This window comes from Methanospirillum stamsii (assembly GCF_003173335.1).
GTDB classification, from domain to species: domain Archaea; phylum Halobacteriota; class Methanomicrobia; order Methanomicrobiales; family Methanospirillaceae; genus Methanospirillum; species Methanospirillum stamsii.
Window position 1 is genome coordinate 108,195 of record NZ_QGMZ01000018.1, and the last position, 11,955, is coordinate 120,149.

At 46.2% G+C, this 11,955-nt stretch carries 12 protein-coding genes; all 12 read right to left on the reverse strand.

The window, feature by feature from the left end:
* Nucleotides 1-83: 83 nt before the first annotated feature.
* A complete protein-coding gene (locus DLD82_RS09510; protein WP_109940886.1) occupies nucleotides 84-752 on the reverse strand; it encodes a PEGA domain-containing protein in 669 nt (222 codons plus the stop codon).
* A complete protein-coding gene (locus DLD82_RS09515) occupies nucleotides 749-1,597 on the reverse strand; it encodes a PEGA domain-containing protein (RefSeq protein WP_109940887.1) in 849 nt (282 codons plus the stop codon). Before DLD82_RS09515 ends, DLD82_RS09510 begins: the two co-directional genes overlap by 4 nt.
* A gap of 126 nt (nucleotides 1,598-1,723) precedes the next feature.
* The gene (locus DLD82_RS09520; RefSeq protein WP_181391358.1) at nucleotides 1,724-3,268 is read right to left on the reverse strand and encodes a 6-bladed beta-propeller; all 1,545 of its coding nucleotides are present in this window, start codon (nucleotides 3,266-3,268) and stop codon (nucleotides 1,724-1,726) included.
* A gap of 189 nt (nucleotides 3,269-3,457) precedes the next feature.
* Nucleotides 3,458-3,778 (reverse strand): hypothetical protein, encoded by a 321-nt coding sequence (locus tag DLD82_RS09525; protein WP_146199749.1) that lies wholly within the window; start codon nucleotides 3,776-3,778, stop codon nucleotides 3,458-3,460.
* Nucleotides 3,779-4,218: 440 nt separating this feature from the next.
* Nucleotides 4,219-5,157, reverse strand: a complete 939-nt coding sequence (locus DLD82_RS09530) for a methanogenesis marker 7 protein (protein ID WP_109940890.1) — start codon at nucleotides 5,155-5,157, stop codon at nucleotides 4,219-4,221.
* A complete protein-coding gene (locus DLD82_RS09535) occupies nucleotides 5,154-5,738 on the reverse strand; it encodes a methanogenesis marker 17 protein (RefSeq protein ID WP_109940891.1) in 585 nt (194 codons plus the stop codon). The genes DLD82_RS09530 and DLD82_RS09535 overlap by 4 nt, the downstream gene beginning before the upstream one ends.
* 5 nt (nucleotides 5,739-5,743) lie before the next feature.
* Nucleotides 5,744-6,985, reverse strand: coding sequence for a methanogenesis marker 15 protein (locus DLD82_RS09540; protein ID WP_109940892.1), 1,242 nt, complete (start codon nucleotides 6,983-6,985; stop codon nucleotides 5,744-5,746).
* Nucleotides 6,982-7,428, reverse strand: coding sequence for a methanogenesis marker 5 protein (locus DLD82_RS09545; RefSeq protein ID WP_109940893.1), 447 nt, complete (start codon nucleotides 7,426-7,428; stop codon nucleotides 6,982-6,984). Before DLD82_RS09545 ends, DLD82_RS09540 begins: the two co-directional genes overlap by 4 nt.
* A complete protein-coding gene (locus DLD82_RS09550) occupies nucleotides 7,429-7,881 on the reverse strand; it encodes a methanogenesis marker 6 protein (protein WP_109940894.1) in 453 nt (150 codons plus the stop codon).
* Nucleotides 7,878-9,401 (reverse strand): methyl-coenzyme M reductase-associated protein Mmp3, encoded by a 1,524-nt coding sequence (gene mmp3, locus DLD82_RS09555; protein ID WP_109940895.1) that lies wholly within the window; start codon nucleotides 9,399-9,401, stop codon nucleotides 7,878-7,880. Before mmp3 ends, DLD82_RS09550 begins: the two co-directional genes overlap by 4 nt.
* Before the next feature lie 12 nt (nucleotides 9,402-9,413).
* Nucleotides 9,414-11,018, reverse strand: coding sequence for a methyl coenzyme M reductase system, component A2 (gene atwA / locus DLD82_RS09560; RefSeq protein WP_109940896.1), 1,605 nt, complete (start codon nucleotides 11,016-11,018; stop codon nucleotides 9,414-9,416).
* A gap of 71 nt (nucleotides 11,019-11,089) precedes the next feature.
* On the reverse strand, nucleotides 11,090-11,929 hold the full coding sequence (locus DLD82_RS09565) for an HAD family hydrolase (protein ID WP_109940897.1): 840 nt from the start codon (nucleotides 11,927-11,929) through the stop codon (nucleotides 11,090-11,092).
* Nucleotides 11,930-11,955 lie beyond the last annotated feature (26 nt).

Sequence of the window (11,955 nt, forward strand, 5' to 3'; positions counted from 1 at the left end):
TGTTAAAATGATTAGGATTTTGAAACCCGGGTTCTGACAAATACATTTCATCTCTTATCACTCCTGAATTCAGAACTCATTATTCATCTGCCTCTGCCCTGCTGCATGTAACATGCAATGATGCAACATATCCCGGTTATCAAAAGGGAACTGAATAGCCCAGAGCCAGCTTTTGGAGTTGGCACAGGAGAAGCTGCGACAGGCTCCAGTGATCCACTCACCTGTGCCGGCGTTTCTGCTGATACAGTTACCTCTGTTCTCCAGTCCTTATATCCGGCAAGCCTTAACAGGACATCATGAGAGCCAATCTCTGCTTCCAATGTTACCGGAGTTACTCCTTTATACAGGTCATCAACATATACCTGGACATTCGGAGGTGTTGATTCAATTATAAGAGTTCCTTGTGACTCTTTTTCGAGGGTAACCCTGACTTCTGCAGGCAGTCCGTCCGGAACATTGACAACCAATTCCTTTGTGAAATAATCCGGATGTGATGCTGTCAGGGTATGTTCTCCAACCGGGACTGAATCAATTACCAGAACACCTGACTCACCCACCTGACCTGCCACTCTTCCATCAATCGTAATCTCCATGCCAACCGGATTCCCGTCCACATGGAGAGATCCGGTTGCCTGGTATACCTGTCCGCTGAGATCAGGTGAGACAATACCAAGGACCGGAGCTACAAGTAAGGAAAAAAAAATGAGTGAAACAAATCCAACTCCAAATTTCGTTGTGAGAGGAACTGTCATTGCTGCACCACTGGCGTTTCCAAAGGCTGCTGTGATGCTGGTTCACTTTGAGGGATTGCAGCAGGCTCCGGTTCTGTCACAAGGACCGCTTCAACAGAGCCAAGACTTCCTCCTGTAACGGTTACATTTGCAGCCCAGTTCTGATACCCGTCCTTTCGAATTTCTACTGAGTGTTCACCTATTGAAATATCTGATAGTTCAAGAGGCGTCAATCCCTTCAGGGAGTTGTCAAGAAAGATCATTCCGCCCTCCGGGGCTGAATTTAACCGGAGACTGCCGTATGAAGACACTGTCATCGCTACCCGGTAGTCTGTAACTGCATTATCATCGACATAGAGCTGGTCGGTTATTGTCGTATTTCCTGGTCTGCGCGCTGTAACGGTGTATAAACCACGGGGAACAGTGTAATACACAAGAGTTCCGGAGTCTGGGGTAATACCCATACTTTTATCATTCAATAAAAATTCTGCCCCGGCAGGTTCACTGTAAAATGTTACAATTCCGGTATTGTCATATGATTTATTGGTTAAATCAATTTTATATGCAATGGTCTTTCCCGGTTCGGTCTGCACAAAAGGACCGGCAAAAGAGGTACAATTGCTATATTCCATCCGGACATTATTCCATACCGGGTTTACCGTAGTGTCTATCGGCACAACCAGGGACCCATTCCATACATATCCCATATACAGAGTATCAAAATATACCCGTGCGCCATCAATATCTGAACGAACTTCAATAAACCCGATTCCGGGTGCTGAATATACCGTTTCATCTGCTCCTGCTATACAACAGAAAAACGCAGAAAACAGCATCAGACTTGCAAGTACTATATGCCATTTCATACTTCACATCAACCCCTATTATTGAGCATGGGCGATGAACGCTCATAATCTTTTGGAATCACTCATCCAAAAGGATCAACAAAGTATTCCGTATTTTATATAAATTAATGAGAGGGAAAATTAAAATTAGACGATAATATCGTTAACCTTGGAATTTTTTATCCGCATATAGGCCCCTTCAGTATTCATTGGATTTTTCTCGATGTAATCCAGAACATTTTTTATCTTCTGGTAATTGTTTCTCACCTTTTTTGCATCATCTCCCTTCACTTCCTTCTCTTTATTTACGAGGAACTGGTACTTTTCATAGAGTTTGATGATGCTTTCAACGACATAAAGAGAATAATTATAGCCATTATATGTCTTTGAATTACTTTCCGGTTTTGAGAGATGGAGAACGAAGGGATCAGAGGATTTGTATGTTGTCGCAAGACCTCCGAAGAATGAAGGGCCATCCGGATTGATGTACACATATTCATCCCCGTTTCCATCAGGATATATACGGAAAGTATCGCTCTGAACATGCTCTTTTAGTCGTATTCCCACTCCGGCATGTGCAAATCCCGGATAAGCAAGAAATACAACATCATAACCATGGCCTTTAAGGAGACTATAGAGTAATAATGCCTTGTCAAATGAGTTTCCCTTTTTATCGTGGATAATTTCAACCGGGTACCGGTTATCCGATTCATCAGTAAGGGGAATCTGCTGAACGAAATGAGCAATAAATTCCACCATCTCACGTTCGTTAAAGCTCCTGGAATTTCCTTCATAAAGAAGGGTATCCAGTATATCCCGAATTGTTTCCTCTGTGGTCGGGTCTGATAATTCCTGTGCAATCACCGGCCCCCATTCTTCAGGATTTTTCGTTGCAATATCCTTCGTATCCATGCTGATTTTCTGTGCACCAAGATATACCGATCTGTCGACCTGCAACGATACCGGAATTTCCGTGTTTGATGACAAAACGGTAAATGTACGTTCTACAAAACGTGGGTTTGCTCCGATCTCCGGCTGGACATAGGATGATGTTACAACTGCTGAGGTCTGTTGAGGGGCGGGGGGCTTTGTTTCAATAACTGACTTTACTGTCTCCGGAATAGTAAACCCACCTACATATCCGCCGGTGAGATTAAAGACCTGAATCCGGTTGTTGCCTGAATCACATATAAGAATCCGGTCATCCTTCTCCTTTTGGGTTGTCAGGATGGTAATGCTGCCGGGGTTTTTAAATTCTCCCTGTTCTTTCCCGGCATCGCCCCAGGTTCCCAGATACGTACCATCCTTATTAAATCTGTATATACGACTGGTCACTTTATCTGAGAGGTAAATGGTACCTGACCTGTCAGATCCTATCCCGGAAATCTGCCAGAATCCATATGGCTCTGCTGCTTTTTCATCAATTACCCATTCCACGGTGCCATTTTGGTTAATTTTGTAGATTGACTGGCCATCATCATCAGAGATGATAAAAGAATCATCAACGGACAGGGCCAGAATACCCGGACTTACCATTGACACAGCCGGAATGCCAGGAACTGTTTCATCTGGTTTGTCCTGGTTTTCATCTGATACCGGTACCGATAGAGAAAAAAGAGAACCAATCAGAACCCCTGCCATAATACAGATTCCGGCAATGCACACGTATGTAAGAACAGCAGAGTTATTCATTTTGAAAGGATACGATGGAATAATAATTATTTTTTCTTCTTTGGTTGTCCGGAATCTGGGAAAATATCCCGATATTTATGTTTTTTAAATTACCTGTTCCTTTAGTTGAATTTGGTGTTCTCCGGTCTTTGGAAAACAGTGTTAGGTTTTAAGAAAGTAATGAGGAGGAAAAGGAAAGAAGAGGGTGATTTACCAATCTGAAAAACTGAGATAATGCATTGTTTCGAGTTGGTCAAGAAACAGGTCATCAGACCGGACCAGGTCATCTATTGTACTTTTGTGTTCGGGTTTTTCAGATTCAGGTTTTTCATATGACATGATACACAGACTGGTGTTATATTTTTCATCAGAATAGTGAGGGTTCTGATATCCGGTTACCTGGGGTCGATCCGGAGTATTGGGAAATTTACTTCTGGTAATCTGACTGGTGAGTGATGAGTAAGATTGAAGGGAGGGATAAGACTTGGGAAAATATTCTGCATGATGGTAGGAGGACATGGTTAGTTGCATGATATGTTCCTTGTCTGTTATGAGGGCCTAGTCAAATGGTGCTCTATACTTCTCCGGAATTCCCGGATTTCGTAAAGATCATTCACAGGTTATCCTGTGACATCACAGTGTTGGATGAAACTGCAGATAAGGATTGAATACGAAATTACCCTGAATTCGTTCATACTGATTCAAATCGATTAAAATGGGTTCTCTCAAACTATCTCTCATATTATCCAGGAGATTTATAAATCCGCCAATTATCATTGGCATCTACTGGCTGAAACACCTGCAGGAGATATCTCTTCAACAATCCTGATATCTCACCCAAAAAAAGATAGATCTCCACAATTATGGTTTTAAAACCGGTTGCAACCAGTTGCAAATCTTATTTCTGCCAGGTTTTCCTGACTTGAAAACACGGGGGACGCTTCTTATGGATGATGAAAAAAGAGGAGTTATCAGACCAGCATCCCGGTCTCAGAGAACGGTTTAACCTTCATAAGGATGTAATCCCGCATTCTTGAAGGCCGGAGGTCACAGATATCCGCGATTTTGATCCCTGATTCAATTTCCACTTCTTTTATTCTGCCTGCATAGGGATCATACGGGAGCTTTACCCTGATACCATCCATCTGTACCACCACAGGTACCGGTGATGTGACCTCATGGATATCCGGGACAGATTCTAGGATGACGTCCATCAGTCGTGCCGGAGCAATGGAAAGTGGATCTTTTGCAATACTTGTCCGTCGCTGATCAACAACCCGGGTAACTTCTGCGACAATTTCATCAAGCCGGGCCAGTTCATCCGGTTCCTTGGTCCGGTGCATAAATCTGCCCATCCCTCCGATATAACCAGCAACCGGAGGATCAATTACCTTCATCAGGGTCTCTTTTGATGGTCCGCCGCAAACAACCAGGGGTATTTTTATACCTCGTCTGAATGTAGGCATCTTCTGTTGTATGCAGGTCTCAAAGTTTCCAAAGAGATAGATGGCAAGATCGTGTTCGTTGATGATATCACGTTCTTCATCGGATAGAAGGCCTATCCTTTTGCCAAATCCTCTTGCAAGACCAATCATGTTTGTCTTTGCCCCTGCTGTCCGGAGGTACTCTGCAACATCACAGGAGGCATGGGGGAGATGGTGAATCTCAAGAGACATGGAAACCACAGCGATTTCAGTTCCGACCAGTGGTGCGGGTATCACCTCACCGGCAAGAGGGCGGGATACCGTTTTTAGTATGTCAATGTCCTCTTTCGGGACAAGAGCCTGGAGAACCACCTCCTGGGCGATCATATGTTTTTGTATGATGTACCCGCCCATATCCTCGATAAGGTCCAGGATCTCATCATGCCTGAAAACCCCTCCTTTATACGTTATCGGGACCAGGATCATGACGCAGCCTCCATAATTCTGAACTGTTCATTTACGAGTGGCATTACATCTTCAGGAAGGGTATTTTCACTGGCAACAAACCAGAATCTTCCTTCATGGAAGTTTTGTTTTTTCACCCTGAAACCCTCCGGACAGATGACCTGCATGGAATATATGAGGTCTTTAAAGAGTCCTTCTGTCGGGTCGGCGACTGCAAGGCTTTCAATATCCCCTGAAGACTCATTCTCGTCTAAAATTATCTCAATGGTAAACCTGTCCGGCTGACTGATCCGGTCCTTCCCATATTTTCTCCATAAAATCTGAAGAAGATCTGCAAGATAGGTTTCATCTGCAATAGAGAGGGTGATCTTATTCTCGTCAAAGGTAACTCCGGCAAGATCTGAAACGGTAATGGTCCGGGGGACGGTCCGGGTAATACCCACGGCCACAAAAATCGGAACTCCGGGATCAATAAAGATCCGGATCTTATCTAGAACCTTTAGGAGATTATGATCAGTAATGACCGTTGATGCAATCCGCCGGTAGAGTTTTGCCCCGACAGGTTCGGTTGAATCAACCTCAAAATACTCCAGCGTTGACATTATAATCAGTTCTTCTCCACGAATCCTGAAGACAGGAGTGCAGCTCCGACTGACCCGATATACTGGGAATGATGAGGGACGACAATTTCAGTCTGAAGCAGGTTTCCCATTGCCCGGACAAGACCCTGGATAAGGGAAGTCCCACCGACCATCACAACCGGCTCTTTAATGTCTATCTCCTGGAGCTGCTGTTCAAAGACCTGTTCCGCCACGGAGTGACAAGCAGCTGCTGCAACGTCCTCCTTTGAATGACCTTCCGCAAGGGCGTTAACCAGGCTCTGCGTCCCAAAAACAATACAATAACTGTTCATTGGAACTCCCTCTCCCATCCCTTTCATTGCGAGGGGACCAAGTTCGGTGATATCAACACCCAGACGTTTGGCAGTCATCTCCAGAAAACGCCCCGAGGCACCGGCACAGATACCGCCCATGGTAAACGTTCCCGGAATTCCGTCAAGGACAGATATCGCCTTGTTATCCATACCACCAATATCAATAACCGTGGAAGGCCCGTGTTGACAATCTGCCAGGAAAACAGCTCCCTTACTGTTTACCGTAAGTTCCTCCTGGATGAGATCCGCACCGATTCGCTCACCAATTAAAAACCGTCCGTACCCAGTGGTACCGATGGCATCAAGATCATCCCTTTTTACTCCGGCCTCTTCAAGGGCAAGGGCAATGACCTCATCCGAACTGTTAAGGACCTCGGTAGTCGGGCGCCACCCGGTTCCGATGATCTCATTGTCCTGCATAATGACCGCTTTTGTCGTGGATGAACCTGAATCAACCCCCATAGTAAGGCCGGTCTGACGTTCACGGGCAAGAAGAGCACGCCGGCGGGCAATCGTAGTCAGTGCCTCCATCCTGGTCAGAAGGGTTCCGGAGGTGGTTCGTTCGGTAAAAGAATAACTGACAACCGGTAGTTTTGAATGCTCATGGATGTACCGCCGGAGTTCATTTCTGACAATCGCTGCTTCAGCACACCTGAAACACGAGGCGATAAAAACAGCATCTGCTTCTGCTGCTCCCTCCACCAGTGCAACAGCTCTTGCTATGGCAAGTTTGAGGTCGCCGGATTTTACGTCAAGACCAAAGTCCCTGAAGTTTCTGCGGATATCAGCAAGGGAGAGATCCGGAAAGAAGACCTCGGCGCCGACCGCTTCTGCTGCAGTATAGATCTCCTTCTGAACTCCGGAATATTCCGGACCACAGGAGAGCTGGGCAATCCTGACCGTCGCCTCTTTCATGAGTTCCCCCCAAGACTGGTAAGGAAGTCTCTAACTTTTCTGACAAAGATTATCCCTTCATCTTCATCAGCCGGATAACTCAGTTCAAGGATTGGGATATTCTTTTGTTTTACCAGGAACTCCACCAGTTCATCGGTTCGTGCACATCCCATACACCCGAAGGCAAAATCGGGATTGTTTACGATGATAGCAGCCTCAGCCTGGTCAATGAGAGGACCGAAGAGAGACATTCTTCCCCTGACCCCTGAAGGAACTTCAACGGCTGCCCATTTCAGACCCTTTTTCGCATCATCAGGAGTCATCTGAAGGGGTGGAGAGTCAAGACCTGCAGTCTGAATCCGCTCCCGTATTGAAAGAGCGGTCCCGAGTGGTTTATGACCGAACCTTGCGACAAGGTCTGAAAGGATGAGACTTGTTGCAGGATAAATAAAGACTTTTGCCATTTATGCCTCCTGTTCAATCAATTCCATCAGACGTTTCACCGGCAGTCCCTCCGGTACTTTCTTTCTCTCATCTCCTGCCACTGGTACAGATTCCTCAAGTCGTTCAAGTCCGACTGCAATTCTCCGGATAAAACCCATCTCATACTCATGTCCAAAATATCCCGGTCGTGCTCCACCAAGATTTGCCCTGCATCGGCGGGGATCACCCGGAGGAAAACCCCTATCTTTTACGTATATATGGGCAGGATCAAACTCCCTGATATGGGCAATCACCCGCTCTACCTCTTCTTCCTTCCCGGTTATCTGAAGGCCAAAACAGGTCTCCTTTATCATGACTTCTCCTGACACCTCATATGCCCGGGCAGCAATATCGTCAGGGGTGGCCTTGTAGGATTCAACAAAGACATACTTTGTAATGGTCCCGGCATAGAGTGGAGGTATGACCCAGTTCATTGCCGGACCTCTCTGAAAAATGCCGTTTCTCCTTCTTCAAGCCCTGCAATCTTTTCCATATCAATTACGGTCCCTATCATATTTGTTCCTGAAAATGGTTCTGATGTAGGTCCGAACTCAGACGAATCAACTGACCTTACGCCGACAATGCCAACTCCCTTACAGGAATCATTCGTCATTGCAAGCACTCCGGCATCAACTTTTGATTCGGGTGTGTTTTCAGGGATAACATTCGTGGTTTTGGGGATTTTTGATTTGAATAGTGTCACTTCATCAAAAGAGAAGAGCATGGGAAGTCTTCCGATAACATGATATTTAAGGCCAGTAACTTCCCTGAATATTTTACAGGTGAGTGGAGCTCTCTTATCATCCAGGGTAATGGAAATTACCTGCTTATCAGGGATGGTAATGACTGAAACAGTTCGGTGTGAAAGTACCTCAAGAGTAGTAACCGGATTTTGACAGATAACTATCCGATCATCTCCTTCAGTATCTGCGATAAGGGCAATATGCTGCTCTTCTGCTACTTTCCTCGCCTGGGCCAGGGACATTCCGACCAGGTCAAACATCCCCGGTTCAATTTTTATTTGAAGCCTGTCTCCCTGTTTTGCAATCTTACAGAGTTCTATCCCATGGACCACATTACCAACAACGGTATGTGCAAGACTTCTTGGAAGATCCTGGGTAAAAATATAAATTGAACCCCGCTTTTTTCCTGATGTCCGCATGAGGACTGTTCCTTCCCGTCTACCCGAACATTTTTCACAGGGAACATCGGTCCCGGCAAGGAGGTCACATCTGATATGGTTGCTAAGTTTCCCGTCAACGGTAAAGACTGAGTCCCGCAGTGCAAGAAGCATCCGGTCAACACTCACCGCAGCTCCCGGGTCATACCCAACAGGATTTACCCCTTCAGCCCGGACACTGATATGAGTTATTAACTCCATTCCCTCTTCAACCACAATTGAACCATCGGTTATGGTCCGGGCATCTGATGACTCTGCAAAGGAAATAACCGGCTCGACTGATATGATGGTGTCAGACGGAGAAAGACGGTCCATCACTCCCATGCCGGAAATGACTTTTGCAATGACTCCTTTCTCTGTCGGCCCTCCATGGTCGGCAGCATGGGTCTTTTTACAAAACACCAGAAATGACCGTGCCGGATCATATCCACCACACCCAAGTGCAAGGTCTCCGCGGTCATACCGTGAAGGCTTTCGGGATGGCGTAAAAGAAGATGAAAACGGGCCAAAACTTGCAACCTGGAGGTCCAGCCATCCGGATTTTATCCCGGAAAGATTAGATAATATCTCCCCGGCTCCTGTTTCAGGCATCGTTTCAACCACCATCTCACCTGCGGTTGTTTTTATCAGGAATTCTTTGGTTTCTGACCTGCTGACGGTTATCGGACGGATGATTCCGATGCAAAGGTCCGGGTCGCGACCAGGCAGAACATCATCAACAGTAACACCTTGCTGAACTTCTATTAAATTTCCATCAATATGGATTGTGGGCATTTACACCCCTTATTACTCATTTGCCATTCGTTCCCGTTCCTGCTCGGTAATCTCATCGAGCACCTCGGCAGTGGGGCCGATTTTTACAATCTTTCCAAACCGCATCAGGGCACAACGGTCACAGATGTCCCTGACAAAGTCCATATCATGTGAAACCACGATAAATGTCTCTTCCATCTCCTCACGTGCGTGCATGATGGAATGTTTGACATCAACCTTGGTTATGGGATCCATTGTCCCGGTGGGTTCATCTAACACAACAATATGCGGTTCACGGATAAGAACCTGGGCTAACGCTACCCGGTGACGTTCTCCCTCACTTAAGGTGGATGGCAGCCTTTCAAGAATTTCACGTGCTTTTTCCTCGGTAAATCCGGCCATTCGCAGGGTGATAATGGCCTTTCGCATCGCAAGTTCTTTTGGAAAGTCAAGACCGATTGCATCTGTCAGATTATCAAGGATGGTCCGGTGAGGGAAGAGATCATATTCCTGGTGTAAGAGGCCGATGTATTGTTTGGCCCGGCCCCGAAGGTCAAATCCGGGCTTGGTCATATCAACCCAGTCATCACCGACAAGAACTGCCAGATCGCCGCTGGTGGGTTCAATAATTCCGGCAATCATCTTTGACAGGGTGGTTTTTCCTGCACCGGAAGTGCCGACGATACCAAATATCTCTTTATGGAATACATCAAAAGTGACCAGATCCACCGCCTTGATAAGGCCCCTGTCCACTGATATGTACCGTTTGGCCAGTTCTCGTGCTTTGAGGATATCCTTTCCAAGTTCAATTTCACAGAATTTTTCAAGGTCTGAAAACCCTTCCATGAATACCTGAACAACCTCTTCGGGAGTCCCCATCTTCTTAATCTCACCGTTTTCAAGAAGAATTGCCCTCGTCACCACATCTTCAAGGATCTGGGTAAAGTGAGATGTGACAACCATGGACATCTCTGAATTCTTTGCTGCTTCTTCAAGCATCTTGTGAACCAGATTTGCGGTTTTTGGGTCAAGAGTTCCGGTGGGTTCGTCGGCAAACAGGCAGAAGGGTTCCTTGGCAAGTTGTCGGGCCAGCACAACCCGCTGTTTTTCTCCCCCGGAGAGGTCACGTGCAATATGCATCATTCGGTGTGAAAGATGGACCTGATCAATAAGATCAGCGGCACGCCCGATTGCCTTCTGGGTTGGATAGTTGATGTCGTCAAGTGCGCGGATAACATTATCAATGACCCGGTCATTTCCATACAAGGCAAATGTCCGTTGGAACATGATAGCGTTCCGTTTCATGATCCGTCGTTTCAACTGTTCATTAGCCGGATTCCAGAAGTCAATATCCTGGGAAGTCAGTTTTGACCCGCATATCGGGCATGCTTCCCCTGCATGGCTTTGTACAGTCACGTATTCACAATTATCGCACATTGCCATGTGGTAGATGATTTTTCCGGAGGTAGGAGGTTCATCCACTCCTCGAAGAAGATGCATAAAAACAGTCTTCCCGGCACCGCTCCTGCCGATGATTCCAAGTATTTCTCCTTCCTCGAGAGAAAAGGATATATTCTTTAGGACCTCCTTTCCGTCGAAGGCCATGGTAAGGTTATCAACCGTGATCAGGGGTCTCATCTTGCAAACACCTTTCGTAAGGTATTGTTAGCACTGATGCCTTTTACATCTTTATTTCTTAAAGCGATTTTTCACGATCGGCAATCCATATGCATTTCCTTTTTCCCTGAAGTTACACGAACAATGTCAAGGACTTCCCTGAGGTCCCGTATCCGGTACCTGGCGGTGGTAATGAGTTCTGCGGGTTTATCTGAAGACTGCTGATTGGTCAGGATTGCAATGTCCGCGGCACGCATTGCACGAAGGTCATTTATGGAATCCCCGACCATGAGAACAAGGTCATACTGCTCTTTTAAATCACGAACGATCTGTTCCTTAATGGTAGGGGTAGCAACTCCAAATACCCGGTCCCGTGGGATTCCCAGGTAATCTGCCATCCTTTCAAGCTTTGCCTCCCGGTCTCCGGATGCAATATATGCAAAAACTCCCATCTGGTGCAGGCTGCTAATGGTTTCTTTTGCGCCGGGGAACGGAGTCCCTCCGGCAGTCACGGTATACTCTATCGTCCCAAGGCCGGTATGGACAATAATACCATTATTTAAAGCCACTATCTCCTCAGTTTTAATCTTTGACCAGATGACCCGCATGCATTCCTGAACATCCCCGATTTTCGCGTTCTGATCTTCTGTGAGGATCTTCTGGATGGTTTCCTTTTCAACTACTTTCCGGGTGCATGAGATTCCAAAATCTATCTGCGATGTTTGCAGATATTCGGATAACAGTCTTTCAGGGTCAGCCCTGATAAAGTCCCAGGAGTGGCCATGCAGGACACAAAGAACACGTTCCGGGTCGCCAAATGTCAGCATGGTGGTCTCAACATTTTCGATTAATTCTCCATTCAGAACATTTTTTGCTATCCGGAAGGTGTGAAGCAATGTTCCGGCACTATCAAAAACCACCGCCACAGACATGAAAACTCTACCTGATATTACCTGAT